Source organism: Kitasatospora sp. NPDC088548 (assembly GCF_044753005.1).
Lineage (GTDB): Bacteria > Actinomycetota > Actinomycetes > Streptomycetales > Streptomycetaceae > Kitasatospora.
The window spans coordinates 442,978-460,571 of record NZ_JBIVMI010000001.1 but is presented as its reverse complement, the minus strand read 5'-3'; the positions used below and the strand labels follow the sequence as shown (position 1 = coordinate 460,571).

Below are 17,594 nucleotides of genomic sequence, written 5' to 3'. Positions count from 1 at the left end.
CCGGTCAGAGCCGGCGGACGCCCTCGATCACGGCCTGGATCAGCGAGAGGTCCGGCGCCTCGGCGAGCTGGACCGGCGCCCGGGTGAGGATCAGCCGCGCCTCGGCCAGATCGTCCAGCAGCACCTTGACGACGCTCACCGGCAGGTCGAGGCTGGCCGCGATCTCGGCCACGGCCAGCGGGCGTTCGCGGCACAGGTCGATGATCGCGGCCGGCTCCGGCGTCAGCCGGGCGGTGTCCGTGAGCGGGTCCGCGGTGACCACCAGGGTGATCAGTGCGAAGCCGTCACGGACCGGGCCGGTCCGCCCGTTGGTGATGGCGTAGGGGCGGACCAGATGGCCGGCGTCCTTGTCGAAGAACCAGGCCTCCTCGGCGCCGGCGGTCACGCACCGCCGCCCGCGCCGACCTGGCCGGCGTCGCTGCGCGGCGCCGCGGTGAGGTACTGGCCGACCTGCTTGACCAGCACGTTGATCTCGTACGCCATCAGGCCCGCGTCGACCAGTTCGCTGGTGAGGACGGCGAGCCGGGCACCCTGCCCGGCGGTGGTGACGAACAGGAACAGCTGGTCCATCTCGATCACCGTCTGCCGGACCCGGCCGCCGTTGAAGCGGTGGCCGGCGCCGCGGGCGAGGCTCTGCAGGCCGGAGGCGACGGCCGACAGGTGTTCGGCATCGGCGCGGTCCAGGCCCTGGGAGAGGCCGACCAGCAGGCCGTCCTCGGAGAGGACGATGGCGTGCCGGGTCTCGGGTACCCGGGCCACCAGCTGGTCCAGCAGCCAGTTGAGGTCGCGCGGGGTTTCGGTGTGCTGCGTCATCACTGCTCGTCCTTAGCTGCGGAAGGTGCGGCCGGTGCGGGGGGAGCGGCCGGTGCGTCCGAGTCGGGGGCCGCCGCGCGGGCGGTTCGGGTGCCGCGCTGGATGGCGGCCATGGTGGCGCGGGACCGCTGCGGGGAGAGGTCCTCGGCCGAGCCGCCGGGAGCCGGGGCCGGGGTGCCGTACGGACCGGCCGTTGGTGCGGCCGGGGCGACGGCCGGCGGCGGCGGCATGGCGCCGGGCGCGTTGGCCTCGCGCAGCTGCTCGGCGAGGCTGGCGTTGCGCACCCGCTGCGGCAGGATGCGCGGGGTACGCAGCTCGCCGTCCGGGCCGTGCTCCACGGGGGCCTCCGGGGCGCGCCGGTGGCTGGGCGTGCGACGGTCGGCGGGGTGGCTCGTCGGCAGGTCGTCGTGCCGGCCGTCCGGCGGAGGGCCGCCGGGGAGGCCGGCCGCCGGCTCGTCGGTCAGGCCGTCGTACGGCCGGGGCAGCACGGGCCGGGGCACGACCACGGCGCCGGGCAGCCCGGGGATCGGGGAGCCCACCGGCAGACCGCCGTTGGCGGGCTCCCCGTCGGCCCGTCCGCTGTCGATGGGGTACTGGGCCAGAAGTTCTCCGATGATCACACTGCTGTCGCCGTCACCGGACGCCTGACGCGGTGCCCGACCCGGCGCATGGCCGGACGCATGACCGGGTGCATGACCGGACTCCCGACCCGACGCATGAGCGGGCACCTGCCCGGGAGCCTGGCCCGGCTGGTTCGGGCCGGCGCCCGGCGCCGCGCCCGGCCCGTTGCCCAGCAGCCCGCCGAGTACCCCGGCCAGCGCGCCCGACAGTTCGGCGTGGGCCTCCTCCGCCGACCCGCCGTCCACGGCCTCCTCCGGCACCGGCGTCCGGGTGACCCGGGCGCCGGTCGGCAGGCCGGGCACCGACGCCGACTGCTCCGCCTGCTCCAGCAGGACGGCGGGCACGAGCACCACGGCCCGGGTGCCGCCGTAGGGGGAGGGGCGCAGCGTGACCTGGATGTCGTGCCGGGCGGCGAGCCGCGCCACCACGAAGAGGCCGAGCCGCAGGTCGTCGCCGAGCGCGGAGACGTCCAGCTCGGGCGGGTTGGCCAGGTAGTCGTTGAGCCGCTCGTACTCCTCCTCGCTCATGCCGAGGCCGCGGTCCTCGACCTCGACGGCCAGGCCCTTGGGGACCTCCTGCGCGGAGACCTGCACCTGGGTGTACGGCGGGGAGAAGGTGGTGCCGTTCTCGATCAGCTCGGCGATCAGGTGGATGACGTCGGCGACGGCCTGCCCGCTGAGCGAGGCGCGCGGCACGCCCTGGACGACCACCCGGGCGTAGTTCTCGGTCTCCGAGACGGCGCTGCGCAGCACGTTGACCATCGGCACGGCGTTGCGCCAGCGCCGGGCGGGCAGGGCGCCGCCGAGGATGACCAGGTTCTCGGCGTTGCGGCGCATCCGGGTCGCCAGGTGGTCGACCGCGAACAGCTCGCGCAGCAGCTCCGGTTCCTCGTGCTCGCGCTCCAGCGCGTCCAGCATGCTGATCTGGCGGTGGATCAGGATCTGGGTGCGGCGGGCGATGTTGAGGAAGACCTTCTTCGTCCCCTCGCGGCCCTGGGCCTGGTGGACGATGGCGGCGACGGCGGCCTGCCGGACGGCGGCGAGGCCGTCGGCGGTCTGCTGGACCTCGTCGCCGGAGCGTCGGGGCGGGGCCCAGGCGGGCGGCGACGGGACGGACTCGCCGGCCTGGAGCCGGCCGACCACCTCGGGGATCTCGTGCCGGGCCAGTGCGAGGGTGTCGGTGCGCAGGTCCGCCAGCCGGCCGGACAGGGCCAGGGCGACCCGTACGCCGTGGACCAGGCTCCAGAGCAGGACGACGGCGACGGCCGCGCTGACGGCCAGCAGGGGCGTGCGGTGTCCGGCGCCGCGCAGCAGGAAGGCCGCATAGCCCCAGGCGGCGGCCAGGCCCAGGCAGGGGACCAGCGCGAGGGCGAGGAGCGAGCTGCGGAGGGAGCCGGACCGGCCGGCGCGGTGGCCCGTGCGGGGGGCCGATATGCCTGGCATCTGATTCCTTGTTGCAGGGCCGAACGGTGGGGTGGCCCGTGCGCGGTCCGGCCGGGGCTTCAGGGCGCCACGGCCGGGGTTGCCGGACGGACTGACGCGGTGTCACCGTCCGTGCGGGGTGCAGCACGGCCCGCCGACTGCAGGAACGCTACCAGCCCCAGGTGCCCTGATCGCAACATCAACTGACGATATGTGAACGGGTGGTGACGGGGCCGGATGCCCCTCCGGAGACCGCCGGATGGCGGATCGTCACAGGTCAGAAAGGGTTTCGGGAGCGCCGACGGCTTTCCGGAGGCCGCGGCCGGTCTCCGGAAAGCCGCCAGGAACAGGTCAATCGCCGGTGCGTCGCCGGCGCGACCCCCGTACGTCGACGCCGACGCCCGGCCGGACCGGGCCCGTTCAGCCCGCCAGCGGCATGTGCAGCACGGAGGCCTCCAGCTCCATCGTGCGCTCGGCGTCGCTCTCCACCTCCGCCTCGTGCTGGGCCAGTTCGGTCCAGGCCCAGCTGGCCGGGCCGGACAGCTCGGCCGACCACTGCTTGCCGTAGGTGCCCGCGGCGACCTGGCCGAGCCGCAGCCGCTGGACGTCCGAGGTGCCGGCCGGCGGGTAGACGTGGGTGGCGTCGCGCAGGTAGCGCTCGATGTGGAACTCGGCCTGGAGACCCCGGGCGGCGTGGATCTCCATCGCGTTGCGTGCGGAGTCCAGCGCGTACTCGGTGTTGATCAGCTTGGCGTTCATCAGCTCGGCGTCGCAGGCCTTGCCGTGGTCCAGCAGGTGCGAGGCGTGGTACGCGGAGAGCTTGGCGGTCATCAGCCGGGACTGCATCTCGCCCAGCTTCAGTGCGATGTTGGGCAGTTGGGAGAGCGGCTTGCCGTAGAGCGCGCGCCCCTCGGCGAAGCGCACCGTGTCCTCGACGATCGCCCGGTGGATGCCGAGCGCGACGGCGGCCAGGTTCAGCCGCCCGTACAGCGTGGAGGAGGAGTAGGCGACGTCCAGGCCCTGGCTCTCCTCGCCCAGCCGGTTGGCGGCGGGGATCCGGCAGTCCTCGAAGACGAGTTCGCCGAAGCTGAAGCCGTGCAGTCCGCTCTGCGAGCCGAGGGTGCCGGGCCGGAAACCCGGGCGGTCGCTCTCCACCAGGAACGCGGAGAGCCCCCGGCTGCCCTCGCCGGTGCGCAGCACCACGCCGTGCACGTCGCCGATGTGCGAGTTGCCGACGAACCACTTGCGGCCGTTGAGCACGTACTCGTCGCCCTCGCGCCGCGCGGTGCCGGACATGCCGAGCACATGGCCGCCCGACTCGGGCTCGGTGACGGCGATGGTCGGCAGCGACTCCCCGGAGGCGAACCGCGGCAGCCAGTGGCGCCGTTGGGCGTCGGAGCCGTAGTGGATGACCTTGGCGACTCCGAGCTGCGAGGCCTGTGCCATCGCGCCCATCGCGCCGCTGACCCGGGAGAGCTCCTCGACGATCACGGTTTTGGCGAGGTGGCCGAGACCGAGTCCGCCGAACTCGCGCGGAATGGTGACGCCGATCCAGCCGCGGCGGGCGATCTCCCGGGAGAGCTCGAACTCCACTCCGCGGTCGGCTTCCATTCTGGCCACCTGCGGACGTACTTCCTTCTCCGCGAACTCCCGGACCTCGGCTCGGAGGCTCTCGTGCCGCTCGTCGGTGAAGTAGTCCATAGCCATGGGTGGGTCCTCTCGGTCAGCGGGTGGTTGTGCCTCCGTCCGTGCTGCCGATTCCGCTCGTCCGCCAATGGACGTGGGGGCGGGGTGCTGGCGGCCGGGTGTCCTGTTGCAGCCGGGCGCGTGCGGAAGTTCGGGCGGCATCCGGGGGACGCCATCCGTGTTTTCGGCAGGGCTCATTGTCGTATGGGGACCCGGGTGCCTCCACAGTTGACCTTCGATTGGCGTGAATCGTTTCAACCGAACACCGGGAGGATTGGAACGCAGGGGGGCGGGGAAATGGTCCTTCTTCACTTCGCGACCTGCCCAAGCCGCCGTCCACATGCGGCTTTGACTGTTCATCAGCACGGCTGAACCGGAGAGCCGGGAGCGCGGATCGTGTCGGATGTCTGATTACATGTGCGCCATGACTGATGTGATGAGCACTCAAGGCCAGTTCCCGGGTGCCGCCGGTGAGTCCGAGCGGACCCGCAGGCTGCGCAGCCTGGGTCTCAACGAACCGACCGCGGACGAGGCCTTCGACCGCTTCGCTCACCTGGCCGCCAGCATCACCCGCGCCCCAATCGCGATGGTCAACTTCATCAACGACGAGCGCCAGATGTTCCGTGGGCTCTACATTCCGCCAAGTTCGGCCGAGGTCGCACCCGAAGGATCCTCCTGGGCCGACCGAGGCATCGCCTTCGACCTGCCGACCCGTCAGATGCCGATGAGCCACGGCTTCTGCCCCCACGTCGTCGCCCAGCGCTCCCCCCTCGCGCTGGACGACATCCTCGCCTACCCCCGGTTCGCCGGAAACCCGGTCGTGGACGAGCTGGGCGTGCGCGCCTACCTCGGCGCCCCGCTCGTCGACGACACCAACACCGTCATCGGCACCGTCTGCGTGCTCGACCACGAACCCCGCCAGTGGGGCCGCGAGCGGCTGCGCGACATCCAGCACCTCGCCGAGGCCCTGCTCTCCGAGATCCGGCTGCGCGACAACCTGCTCGCCCAGCAGCAGGAGATGTTCGCGGCCTTCGACGGCTCACCGTTCCCGATCATCCTCACCGACGGCCCCGGCCAGGAGATCCGCTACGCCAACGCCCAGCACGCCGACACCTTCGGCGCCCCCGCGGCGTACGGCTCGGTCGGCCAGGCCTACCCGCAGCTCGGCGCGGCCGGCCTGCAGCAGGCCGTCGCCGAGGCCTACCGCACCGGACGGACCACCGTCCTGAACGACGTCCGGATCCAGTCCGCCCGGCCGGACGCCCAGCGGGGCCAGCAGATCTTCAGCTTCACCTGCACCCCGCTGCGGGCCGCGCGCACCGGCCAGGTCAACGGTGTCCTCACCGTGGGCATGGACGTCACCGCGCAGTCCCGCACGGAGGAGGAGCTGGGCACGCTCGCCGCGCTGCTGGTCGACCGGCTCCAGCAGAACGGCGCCACCACCGGCCGTCCGGGCGTCGCCGCCGGGGAGACCGGACTCGTCCTGCCGGGCTGAGCCCTGACCGACCACCGTGGCGACGGACCGGCGACCACCCGGCCGACCACCGCCGCTCCCACCGCAGTTACCGCCGACACCGTGGCGGGGCGCCTCTCACCCCCGAGGAGAGGCTCCCCGCCACTTCGCCGTCCGGGCGGGGGCCGTGTTTTCCGGCCACACTGCCCCCGGTCACGCCGCTGTCCTGCCACGCCGCCGCCCCGGCATCCCGCCGCCCGGCCGGCCTGCCGCCGGGCCCGCCGGTTCACCCGACCGGGCCCAGGCGGGTGAACCGGCGGAGCAGGCAGCCCCGGGCACGCCCCGCGCGCGGCCCGCCGATGGTAGGCATGGGCCGCATGGAGTGGTTCGCCGCACCCGAGTACTGGCTCAGCAGGCTGCTCCTGCAACGGATGCTGGCCGCCCTCTACCTGATCGGCTTCCTGGGCGCCGCCGCCCAGTTCCGGGCCCTGATCGGCGCGGACGGCATGCTGCCGGTGCCGCGCTTCACCGCCCGGGTGCCGTTCCGGCAGGCGCCCGGCCTCTTCCACCTCCACTACAGCGACCGCTTCTTCGCCGCCGTCTCCTGGACCGGAGCCGCCCTCGCCGCCGCCCTGGCCGGCGGACTGGGGGACGCCGTCCCGCTCTGGGCGACGGTGCCGCTCTGGGCGGTGCTCTGGCTGCTCTACCTGTCGATCGTCAACGTCGGACAGACCTGGTACTCCTTCGGCTGGGAGTCCCTGCTGCTGGAGGCCGGCTTCCTCGGCGCCTTCCTCGGCAACGAGGACACCGCCCCGCCCCTCCCGGTGCTCTGGCTGATGCGCTGGCTGCTCTTCCGGGTCGAGTTCGGCGCAGGCCTGATCAAACTGCGCGGCGACCGCTGCTGGCGCGACCTCACCTGCCTCCGGTACCACCACGAGACCCAGCCGATGCCCGGCCCGTTCAGCTGGTTCTTCCACCACCTGCCGGCCCCGCTGCACCGCGTCGAGGCCGCCGCCAACCACCTCACCCAGCTCGTCGTCCCGGTCGGCCTCTTCCTCCCGCAGCCGATCGCCACCTACGCGGCCTGCCTCGTCGTCCTCACCCAGCTGTGGCTGGTCGCCTCCGGCAACTTCGCCTGGCTCAACTGGCTGACCATCACCCTCGCCCTCGCCGCCGTCGACCCGCACCGGCTCGGCCTCCCGGCCCGGCCCGGCCCGTACGGCACCGCACCCGGCTGGTACGAGGGGCTGGTGGTCGCGCTGACCGCCGCCGTCGCGGTCCTCAGCTACTGGCCGGTGCGGAACATGGTCTCCCGCCGCCAGATCATGAACCGCTCCTTCAACCGCCTGCACCTGGTCAACACCTACGGCGCCTTCGGCAGCATCAACCGGATCCGCCAGGAGGTGGTGGTCGAGGGCACCGACGAACCGGTCGTCACCCGGCACACGGTGTGGCAGGAGTACGGCTTCAAGGGCAAACCCGGCGACGTGCGCCGCCTCCCACGCCAGTACGCCCCCTACCACCTCCGGCTGGACTGGCTGATGTGGTTCGCCGGGATCTCGCCCGCCTACGCCCGGCCCTGGTTCCTGCCGTTCGTCGCCCGCCTGCTGGTCAACGACCCCGCCACGCTGCGCCTGCTGCGCCACAACCCCTTCCCCGGCGCCCCACCGACCCACGTCCGGGCGACCCTGTATCTCTACCGGTTCACCGATTGGCGCGAACTGCGCGAAACCGGCGCGTGGTGGCACCGGACGGCGCTGCACGAATACCTCGCGCCCGTCAGCCTGGGCATCCTCACCCGTTCCGGCTACCGCCCGCCGCTCGGACGGCGGATCCGCACCGTGCCGGTGGACCGGTTGCGGCGGCCGGGCGGCCACCCGCCCGGCCCAGCGCCGCACCACCCGCCCGGCCCTCCCGAGTAGCGGCCACGCGGGCGGTATGGCACGCCACACCCGACCGTGGGGCGGTGGGTGCGTGCAAGGCTCGAACGGGCACCCGTATTCTGGGCCTCCACAACCGGCGGCCCGACCGCGCGCCCCCAGCCCCTCCCGCCGGGGCCCCGTGCGCACCCGGTCCGCCTCCCCTCGCCGCCAGCCCCGCCGCAGTCGCCCAGAACCGGACCTCACATGACAGTGCTTCACTCGCGCAACGCCGACGCCGCCGACGACGCAGCCGCCAAGGACGCCACGGACCCGGAGCAGGCCCGCGGCCAGGAGGCCACGGCAGAGCCCGACCTCCGCGAGGACCTCGGCCGGTACGCCGAGCTCGGCGCCTTCAGCCTCACCGCCGACACCCACGCCTGGTACGCGGCCGTCGACACCGTCGCCACCCCGGAGGACGCCCGCGCCGCCTCCACCTCCCTCGCCGAACTGCGCGGCCGCGACCTCCAGCAGACCTGGGAGGCCGTCACCGCGCTCGCCGCCGAAGCCAAGCTCGAGGAGCCGGACACCGTGGCCAAGGCCGCGCTGCTCGTCGAACTCCTCCAGCGCGTCCACCGCACCTCCACCGTCCTCGTCGGCGCCGCCTACGAGGCCGACCTCGACGCCCTCGCCGCCGCCACCGCCGACGGCACCTGGCGCCGCGAGCGCGGCGTCAAGCTCTCCTGGCTGCGCGCCCGCGCCCTGCGCAAGCAGGCCACCGCCCTGGCCGCCGGCCCCCGCCGCCCCAGCCGCGAGGACCTGCACGAGGCGCTCGCCTCCGCCGAGGTCGAGCGCCGCGCCTGGGCCGTCCTCGCCTCCGAGGGCACCCTGCCGGTCCCGCCCGCCGACGGCGCGCTGGTCGAGCGCACCGCCCAGGCCTTCGAGGCCATCAACAGCGGCCTGGGCGGCCTCGCCCGCCTGCTGCCCGACCACGACCTGGACGGGCTGTCGTTCACCGACCTCATCGACCTGGTCGACCGCCTCGCCGCGGACGAGGGCACCCTCTACCGCCTCCCGACCCTCCGCACCCTGCGCACCACCCTGGAGGAGGCCGGGCTCACCGAACTCCTCACCGAACTCGCCGCCGCCCACGCCGACCGCCGCGCCGCCGAGGCCGCGTACAACGCCCGCCAGGCCCTGGCCGGCGGCCAGCGGGACGGGCTGGCCACGGCCGCGGAGACGGGCACGGAGCCGGAGGCTGCGGCCGAGGTCGAGGCCGAAGCCGAGACGGAGATCAAGGTCGAAGCCGAGGCCGGGGCCGAGGTCGCGACGGAGGCCGCAGCCGAGGCCGAGACGGACGCCGACACCGAGGCCGAGACGGACGCTGCTCCGGCGACGGACGAGCCGGCGGCTGAGCTGAAGGCCGAGCCGACGGCCGAGGAGCCCGCCGAGTCCCAGGTCCGGGTGGTCACTCTTCCGGCCCCCTCGCCCGCCGCCGACGACCTGGTACTGCCCGCGTCGGCCACTCCGGCCGAGCCCGAGCCCGAGGCCGTGGTGGCTGAGGTGCCCGAGGCCGTTGAGTCGGTTGTCGAGCCGGTGGCTGAGGTCGAGCTGGCTGAGCCCGAGGCCGAGGCGGTTGCGGCTGAGGCCGCTGAGCCGGTTGTTGTTGAGGTGGCGGAGGTCGCTGGGTCGGCTGCCGAGCCGGTGGCTGAGGTCGTCGAGCCGGTTGCGGCTGAGGTGGCGGAGGTTGAGGCCGGGGCCTCGGTTGACGTCGTGGAGGCGGAGCCGGTCGTCGAGGCCGTTGTGTCCGAGGCCGTTGAGTCGGTTGTCGAGCCGGTGGCTGAGGTCGAGCTGGCTGAGCCCGAGGCCGTTGTGGCTGAGGTGGCGGAGGTTGCTGAGTCGACTGCCGAGCCGGTGGCTGAGGTCGAGTCGGCTGAGCCCGAGGCCGTGGTGACTGAGGTCGAGGCCGTCGTGCCCGAGGCCGTTGAGTCGGTTGTCGAGCCGGTGGCTGAGGTCGAGCTGGCTGAGCCCGAGGGCGTTGTGGCTGAGGTTGTCGAGCCGGTCGTGGCTGAGGTTGTCGAGCCGGTCGTGGCTGAGGTTGAGGCGGGCGCTTCGGTTGACGTCGTCGAGGCGGAGCCGGTGGTTGGGGTTGAGGCTGCCGAGTCGGTGGTGGTGGCCGAAGTCCAGGCCGTTGCGGCTGAGGTTGTCGAGCCGGTTGTTGTTGAGGTGGCTGAGGTTGAGGCCGGCGCTTCGGTTGACGTCGTCGAGGCGGAGCCGGTCGTCGAACCCGAGGCGGTCGAGGCCGAGGCCGTCGTGCCCGAGGCTGCTGAGCCGGCTGCCGAGCCGGTGGCTGAGGTCGAGTCGGCTGCCCCCGCCGTTGAGGTCGAGGCCGAGCCCGCCGCCGCTGAGCCCGAGCCTGCGGCCACCGGTCGGCCGGCGAAGCCGGACTTCACGCCGGGCCGCCCGGTGACCGCCTACTCGGCGGAGGAACTGCTGGCCGTCGTCCGGTGGCTGGACGGCGATGGCGTCGACCGCAGCGACGAGGAGTTGCTGCGGGCGGCGATGAAGGAGCTGGGCTTCGCCCGCCTGGGGCCGCGGATCAAGGAGGCGCTGGGGACCGCGGTCGCCGCCGCCAGGGGCTGACCGCAGGCCCCGTCGAATCCTGGGTGGCACCGCCGGTTAGTCCGGCGGTGCCACCTTTCGCGTTCTCGTCGTCCGGCCGGCCCCCGCCCGGGGTCCGGTGGTACCACTCCTGCGGGGGCGCCGATGAGCTGACTGGCAGCCACGGGTGAGACAGCGGGTAGTCGCCTGGATACATATTGCTGCCATGACAAGAAGACACAGCGGCCCGTCGCGGCTCCACGCCCGTACGGTCCGCCTCGCGACGGCAGCGGTGACGCTGGGAATGATCGGCGTCGGCCTCACCGGTCAGCTCGCACCGGCCGCGGCCGCCCCCCGACAAGCGGTCGCCGCCGTCCCCGAACGGGTCAGGGCGACCGGGACGCCGCTGGTTCAGGAGACCTTCACCGGGGCCACCGCCGACGCGGACTTCACGGCCGTCGGCTCCGCCTGCCTGACCGGTGCCCCCGCCGCCGCCGCGCCCGGGCCGGGCAACCATCCGCTCGGCGGGTGCCCGGCTGCCGAGACCGGGCCGGTGCCGCCCCTCAACGCGGCGCCGTTCGGCTATCTCCGGGTCACCGACTCCAGCAACGACCAGAGCGGTGCCGTCCTCTACAACCAGGCGCTCCCCGCCGGAAACGGCCTGGACGTCACCTTCGACCAGTGGCAGTACGGCAGCACCACGCCCAACACCCCGGCCGACGGCATCTCCTTCTTCCTGGTGGACGGCGATGAGTCCCTCACCCACCCGGGGGCTTTCGGCGGCAGCCTCGGCTATGCCCAGAAGCTGCCCAACGACGACCCGAACCTCGCCTTCCTGCCCGGCGTCGACCGCGGCTACCTGGGGGTCGGGCTCGACGTCCTGGGCAACTACTTCGGCGACTGGGAGCAGCGCGGCAACGGCTGCGCCCAGCGCTCGCCGGCCGGTACGCAGTTCCGGGTGCCCGCGCCGGGCGCCAACATGGTCACCGTCCGCGGGCCGGGGGACGGTCTGCTCGGGTACTGCTTCCTGACGGCGACGACGAGCAACTTCACCACCACCGGTCCGTGGCCGTCCACGCTGCCGGGCCTGCTGCAGGGCCCGCTGACCACGCTGCCGCCGGGCGTCACGCCCCAGGACGCGCAGACCGCGCTGGAGCCCTCCCGGCGTCGGGTGAACGTCCATCTGACGCCCGCCCCGCACCCGGTCCTGACGGTCGGCATCGACTTCAACGACGGGACCGGCCCGCACCAGGTGCTGTCCACGCCGGCTCCGGAGCCGGTGCCCGCCACGTACAAGTTCGGGTTCGCGGGGTCGACGGGCGCCTTCACCGACGTCCACCTGATCCGCAACGTGGCGATCACCACCGAGCAGCCGCTGCCCACCCTGAGCCTGGTCAAGACCCCGCACGAGCCGCTGCCCGGGCTGCTGGTGCCGGGTACCCCCGTCCCGTACGACTTCGTGGTCACCAACGCGGGTGCCTCCCCGGTGACCAACCTGGCCGTCAACGACCCGCTGGTCACCCCCGTCACCTGCCCGGTCAGCACGCTGGCGGCCGGTGAGACCGTCACCTGTACGGGGACGTACACCATCACGGCCGAGGACGTGGCCCGCGGCTTCGTCACCAACACGGCCCAGGCCACCGCCACCTTCAACGGCACCCCGATCACCTCGCCGCCCTCCTCGGCCACCGTGCCCATCGTCACTCCGCCGGGCATCACGGTGGAGAAGCACGTCGACGCCCCCGAGCCGTTCGCCGTCGGGGAGACCGTGCCCTACTCCTACCTGGTGACCAACACCGGCGGTGTTCAGCTGGACGCCGTCACGGTGACCGACGACAGGGTCACCGGGATCGTCTGCGCCGCCACCGTGCTGGCACCGGCGGGCAGCCCCGGGGCCGGCACCACCTGTCACGGCACGTATGTGGTGACCGAGGCGGACGCGGCGGCCGGCCAGGTCACCAACCACGCCTTCGCCACCGGCACCGCCAACGGCACCACGGTCACCTCCCCGACCGTCGACGCCACGATCACGATCAGAGGGGCGTCGCGGCTGAAGCTGAAGAAGCACGCCGACACCAAGGGCCCGGTCCGGCCCGGCGAAACGATCCACTACACCTACACCGTGACCAACACCGGCACCACCGAACTCCAGGGCCTCACGGTCACCGACGACCGCGTCCAGCAGGTCACCTGCGATCTGACCAACCTCGCCGCGGGCCAGAGCACCACCTGCCACGGCACGTACCAGGTCACCGAGGCCGACGCGAAGGCCGGCAAGGTCACCAACCGCGCCCGGGCGACCGCTCTGGACCCGCAGGGCGGGACGGTGGAGAGTCCGCCGGCGGAGGTCACCGTCACCGTCACCCCCTGCCCGGCCGATCACGACCACAAGGGCGGGCACCCGGGTTGCCCGAGCCACCCCGGTCACCCCGGTCACCCCGGTCACGACCGGCCGAACGCCGTCCCGCCCGCTGATGGCGGCCACCCCGGCGGTCCGGGCGCCGGCCACGCCGAGGGCTCCGTCCTCCCCAGTACCGGCAGCGGTCCGGAGACCGCCGTCGCGGGCCTGGCCGGGAGCGGCCTGATCGTCCTGGGCTGCGCCCTGTGGCGCCGGTCCCGCCGACGCGCTGCCGTCACCGAGCGCTCGGCCCCGCGGGACAGCTGACCGCGGGACGGCTCGTCCTCGGGCCGACGTCATGTCCGAGGCCGCAGGACGCCGGCCCGCAGCACCGCGGCGGCCCCACCGTGCTTCATCGCCGGTGGGGCCGCCGGTCTGTTGCGGGGCCGCCGTTGTCGCCGCTCGTGGCCGCGGGCCCCGTACCGCGGCTCAGTCGGTCTTGGTCCAGGGGGCGCTGGACATCAGGGCCTTGACGTTGGCGACGTAGCCGGGGTTGGGGATGACCAGGCTGCCGCCGGTCTCGCCGGTGACCGGGTCGGTGACGGTGTTGTAGTGCACGTTGCCCGCGCCCGCGTTGTACGCGGCGATGACCAGGTCGAGCAGCGGCGTCTTGCCGGTGACCGGGTCGGGGGAGAGGTCGTACTTCCCGCCGAAGGAGGAGTCGCCGTAGTAGGCGACCAGCCAGTCGAGCAGCTGGGTGCCCAGCTGGACGTTCCCGGCGAGGGTCTTCGGGTCGGAGGCCGTCCCGAACTTGCTGTTCATCCAGCTCACCGTGGCGGGCATGATCTGCATGGTGCCGATGCCGCCGTCACAGGCGAGGATGCCGGACTGCCAGCCGCTCTCCTGCCAGGCGATCGCCCTGACCAGGTTGGCGGGCAGTGCCGGGAGCCTGTCGGTGCCGCCGTTGCTGAGGTTCAGCACTCGGGGCTGGCCGGCGGCGGCGGTGAGCGCCGCGGCCACGGCCTCCTTCGGCTCGTCGGGCTGGGGCTTGCTCGGCTTGCAACTGCTCTGCAGCGGCGGGACGTGCGGGGTCGCGGGCGCGGGCGGCGGCGGGGGTGCGACCGGTCCGGGCTTGGCCGTCGGCGCGGGCGCGGCCGCGACGGGGGCGGGGGCCTTCTCCGCGACCGGGGCGGAGGGCTTGGCGCTGTTCGGCTTGGCGCCGTTCGGCGTCGCGCTGCTCGTTGTCGCGCTGGGCTTGGCCGACCTGCTCGTGCTCGGCGACGGGCTGCCGGTCGGGCTCGGGCCGGTACTCGCGGTCGGCGTGTCGGAGGGGGTGGCCGTCGGGGCCGCGGACGGCGAGATCTCCGTGGTGGTGGCGGCCGGTGTGCTCGGTGGCCCCCCGGCCTCGTCGGTGACCTTCTTGCTGCCGCAGCCCGTCAGCAGCGCCGTCGACACCGCCGCAGCCGACACCATCACCAGTACCCGACGCGAAGCACCCAGGTGCATGCGATCCAACCCCCCAGTCGTCACCGGCCGGCCCGGTGAGAGGCGGTCATCTTACGGCGAGCAGATCATCGGACTGATAGGCGGGTTCGGCCCGTTCACCGGCCCGGCGGGAAGCCCGGGGTGAAAATCGTTTGCCGGGAGGCGACCGCGCGATGAGACTCGGCCGGACGAGCCGTGCCGGCCGACGCGCGGCCGAGAGCCAGGGAGTTCTCCAGTGCCCGACCTTCTGCGTCCCCGTGCCCTGGCCCCGGGGGACCTCGTCGCGGTGGCCGCGCCCGCCGGACCGCTGGAGGCCGAGGCGGTGCCCCTGCTCGACCGCGGTGTGGCCACCCTTGAGGCGATGGGCTTCCGGGTCCGCCGGAGCACGCTGACGGCCGTCGACCGCCGCCGGTGGTGGGCCTCGGCGCCGCCCGTCGAGCAGGCCGGGGAACTCAACGGCCTGCTCCGGGATCCGGAGGTCCGGGCGATCGTGGCGCACACCGGCGGACAGGCGACGGTGGGCTACCTGGACCTGCTGGACCTCGACGCCGTCCGGGCGGACCCCAAGCCGATCCTCGGCTGCAGCGACCTCTCCCTCCTCCTGCTCGCCCTCCACGCGCGCACCGGGCTGGCCGGCATCCACGCGGACATGGCCACCTACGGCCTCGGCGGCTCCTGGCACCGCCCAGGGCCCGCAGGACACCGCGACCACCGGGCCGAACTCACCGGGACCTACGCCCGGTTGCTGACCGGCACCGAACCGCTGGGCACCCTGACCGCGCTCTCCCCCTGGGAGTGCTGGCGGCCCGGCCGGGCGTCTGGGCCACTGGTCGGCGGCCTGCTCGGCCGGCTGGTGACGCTCCAGGCGACGCCGTTCGCCCTGCCTCCCGAGCGCTTCGACGGCGCGGTGCTGTTCTGGGAGGAGGTGGACCGCCCGCTGTCGGGGGTCTGGCACGACCTCCAGGCCCTGCGGCTCTCCGGAATTCTGGACCGGGTCGCCGCGATGGTCGTCGGCGTGCCGCACCAGGTCCCGGCCGCCGGCTGCGGGGACAGCCGGCCCACCCTGAGGGACGTGGTCCTCGACGTCGTCGGCGACCGGGAGCTGCCGGTGCTCGGCGGGGTCGACTTCGGGCACGCCGGCCCCAACCTCCCGCTCCCGCTGGGTATCAGGGCCACCGTCGACGCCACCGCCCGGACGCTGGCCCTGGACGAGCCGGCCGTCGTCCGGGCCTGAGCACCGGCGCTCAGGCCGGTGCCGCCCCGGGCAGCGCCCGCGCCAGCTGGGCCGCCAGCACCCCCGGCGCCTCGGCCAGCGACGGGCCGTACCAGGTCAGATGGCGGCCGCTGACCAGGGCCGCCGGGACACCGGGGAACGCCTCGGGGCCGTCGGTGGCGGTGAAGTGATAGGGCTCGTCGGGGAGCACGACCAACTCCGGCTTCGACGCGAGGAGTTCGGGCAGCGGGACGGCCGGGTAGCGGTCCGGGTGGTCGGCGTGGATCAGCTGGACGCCGAGGCGGCGGAGCAGGTCACCGGCGAAGGTGTCGCGGCCGAGCACCATCCAGGGGCGGCGCCAGACGGGGGTGACGGCACGGAGCGGGACCGGCCGGGGGAGGACGGTGGCCCAGGCGGCCTCGGCGTCGTCGAGCCAGGACGGGCGCGGGAGGCCGCAGGCGGCGGTGAGGAGCCGGTGGAGCGAGCGGAAGGCCCCGTCGAGGGTGCGGATGTCGGTGACCCAGACCGGGAGACCGGCCGCGCGCAGGGCGTCGAGGTCGGGCCGGCGGTTCTCCTCGTCATTGGCGAGGACGAGGTCGGGGGCGAGCGCCGCGATCCGGTCGACGTCGGGGTTCTTGGTGCCGCCGACGCGGGTGACGGCGAGACCGACGGGGTGCGAGCACCAGTCGGTGGCGCCGACCAGCAGCCCGGGCGCGGTGACGGCGACGGCCTCGGTGAGCGACGGGACCAGCGAGACGACCCGCCGGACAGGGTGGGGGCCGACTCGAACGGGCATACCGAGATCGTCCGCCGGAGCGAAGAGGTCGGAGGGGAAGAAGTGGGTGGAGCGAGCCGAGGGAGCCGGGGGAGAGGCCATCCCATCACCGTAGACCGTGCCGTTTCGCACGGTGCGGCGCTGCGCCGGAAAGTCCCGGGAACCGAGCGGGCACAAGGGCCGACTACCTGGTCCGGGTTCGTAGGACGGGCCCGAGCACGACCATTGACCAGGAGAGTTGTCATGCGCCCTCGCGTGTTCTGCGGTATCGCGGCCGCCGTAGCCCTGTTCGCCACGGCCTGCGGAAGCGGTGGTGGGGGGAGCGACGCCGCGAGCGGGGCCGGCGGCCAGGCGGCGGCCGCGGGGGCGTATCCGGTGAAGGTGGCGGACTGCGCGGGCAAGGAGACCGTCGTCAAGGAGGCCCCCCGGAAGATCGTCACCAGCAATGCCGCAGGCCTGGAGATGCTGCTGCAACTCGGCGTCGGCGACCGGGTGATCGGTACCGGGTTCCCGCCGGGGAAGGGCAGCCTCCCGGCGGCCCTGGCCGACCAGGGCGCAAAGGTCCCGGTCCTGGGGGACACGGTGATCGCCAAGGAGAAGCTGCTGGGCTCCGGCGCCGACCTCTACGTCGACACCTTCGGGTCGATGCCGATGATGGGCGGCGCGGGCGCCGGGCCGAGCGAGGAGGAGTTCACGGCGGCGGGCATCAAGCACGTCGTCCTCCTCTCCACCGCCTGCGCCGGCACGCCGAAGGCCGCCAAGGGCCCGCGCACCGACCTCGCCGAGGTGGAGAACGACATCCGCCGGCTCGGCGCCGTGACCGGGACCGCCGCCCGGGCCGAGGAGTTGGTGGCCGGGATGGAGAAGCAGATCGGCGAGGTGCGGACCGCGACCGCCGGCGTCCCCGACGACCAGCGGCCCGGCTACTTCCTCTTCGACTTCGACGGCGGCGTCAAGCAGCCCGTCGCCGTCTGCGGCCGGCAGGTCGCCAACGCGGTGATCACCCTGGCCGGCGCGCGCAACGTCTTCGCCGACTGCGACGCCGACTTCAAGCAGGTCTCCTGGGAGGACGTGGTGGCCAAGAACCCGGACTGGATCCAGCTCGCGGTGCGCAACCGGGGCAGCGAGGAGGACAACCGCAAGGCCTTCGCCGACGCGGAGGCCTTCCTGCGAGGCTTCCCCGCCACCCAGGGGCTGAAGGCGGTCAAGGACGGCCGCTTCCTGCGGATCGGCTCCGAGGTCACCACCATCGCCGGGGTACGCGACGCCGACACCGTCCGGCAGATCGCCGCCACCGTCCATCCGACCCTCGTCAAGAACGGGCAGTAG

General features: G+C 73.7%; 12 protein-coding genes. 6 read left to right on the top strand and 6 right to left on the bottom strand.

Translation table 11 applies throughout. The annotated features are described in order from the left end of the window. Positions 1–4: 4 nt before the first annotated feature. The 4 genes from ACIP82_RS02105 to ACIP82_RS02090 form a co-directional block, all read right to left on the bottom strand. On the bottom strand, positions 5–385 hold the full coding sequence (locus ACIP82_RS02105; RefSeq protein WP_363604523.1) for a DUF742 domain-containing protein: 381 nt from the start codon (positions 383–385) through the stop codon (positions 5–7). Further along, positions 382–813: a roadblock/LC7 domain-containing protein gene (locus tag ACIP82_RS02100; protein ID WP_400649864.1), complete on the bottom strand. Its 432-nt coding sequence runs from the start codon at positions 811–813 to the stop codon at positions 382–384. The genes ACIP82_RS02105 and ACIP82_RS02100 overlap by 4 nt, the downstream gene beginning before the upstream one ends. Further along, entirely contained in the window at positions 813–2,876 is a 2,064-nt protein-coding gene (locus tag ACIP82_RS02095; protein WP_400649861.1) for a sensor histidine kinase, read from the bottom strand. Before ACIP82_RS02095 ends, ACIP82_RS02100 begins: the two co-directional genes overlap by 1 nt. Positions 2,877–3,275: 399 nt before the next feature. Further along, positions 3,276–4,556 (bottom strand): acyl-CoA dehydrogenase family protein, encoded by a 1,281-nt coding sequence (locus ACIP82_RS02090; protein ID WP_363604611.1) that lies wholly within the window; start codon positions 4,554–4,556, stop codon positions 3,276–3,278. 409 nt (positions 4,557–4,965) lie between these two features. On the opposite strand from ACIP82_RS02090, the gene ACIP82_RS02085 reads away from it, so the two are divergent. The 4 genes from ACIP82_RS02085 (at position 4,966) to ACIP82_RS02070 (ending at position 13,119) form a co-directional block, all read left to right on the top strand. Continuing rightward, positions 4,966–6,036: a GAF domain-containing protein gene (locus ACIP82_RS02085; protein ID WP_400649860.1), complete on the top strand. Its 1,071-nt coding sequence runs from the start codon at positions 4,966–4,968 to the stop codon at positions 6,034–6,036. 335 nt (positions 6,037–6,371) lie between these two features. After that, positions 6,372–7,916, top strand: coding sequence for a lipase maturation factor family protein (locus ACIP82_RS02080; protein ID WP_400650324.1), 1,545 nt, complete (start codon positions 6,372–6,374; stop codon positions 7,914–7,916). 204 nt (positions 7,917–8,120) lie between these two features. Beyond that, a complete protein-coding gene (locus tag ACIP82_RS02075; protein ID WP_400649857.1) occupies positions 8,121–10,496 on the top strand; it encodes a hypothetical protein in 2,376 nt (791 codons plus the stop codon). A 184-nt stretch (positions 10,497–10,680) separates the two neighbouring features. Next, positions 10,681–13,119 (top strand): hypothetical protein, encoded by a 2,439-nt coding sequence (locus ACIP82_RS02070; RefSeq protein ID WP_400649855.1) that lies wholly within the window; start codon positions 10,681–10,683, stop codon positions 13,117–13,119. 162 nt (positions 13,120–13,281) lie between these two features. On the opposite strand, the gene ACIP82_RS02065 is transcribed toward ACIP82_RS02070, so the two are convergent. Further along, positions 13,282–14,265 carry a transglycosylase SLT domain-containing protein gene (locus ACIP82_RS02065; protein ID WP_400649854.1) on the bottom strand — a complete coding sequence of 328 codons (984 nt, stop codon included), beginning with the start codon at positions 14,263–14,265 and terminating at the stop codon, positions 13,282–13,284. 247 nt (positions 14,266–14,512) lie between these two features. Here ACIP82_RS02065 and ACIP82_RS02060 point away from each other — a divergent pair, with 247 nt between their 5' ends. Next, complete coding sequence (locus ACIP82_RS02060; RefSeq protein WP_400649852.1) at positions 14,513–15,511, top strand: LD-carboxypeptidase; 999 nt, start codon at positions 14,513–14,515, stop codon at positions 15,509–15,511. A 10-nt stretch (positions 15,512–15,521) separates the two neighbouring features. Here the strand turns inward: ACIP82_RS02060 and ACIP82_RS02055 are convergent, their stop codons facing one another. Further along, the gene (locus ACIP82_RS02055; protein ID WP_400650321.1) at positions 15,522–16,286 is read right to left on the bottom strand and encodes a helical backbone metal receptor; all 765 of its coding nucleotides are present in this window, start codon (positions 16,284–16,286) and stop codon (positions 15,522–15,524) included. A 222-nt stretch (positions 16,287–16,508) separates the two neighbouring features. Between ACIP82_RS02055 and ACIP82_RS02050 the strand changes: the two genes are divergently transcribed. Continuing rightward, positions 16,509–17,594: an ABC transporter substrate-binding protein gene (locus ACIP82_RS02050; protein ID WP_400649849.1), complete on the top strand. Its 1,086-nt coding sequence runs from the start codon at positions 16,509–16,511 to the stop codon at positions 17,592–17,594.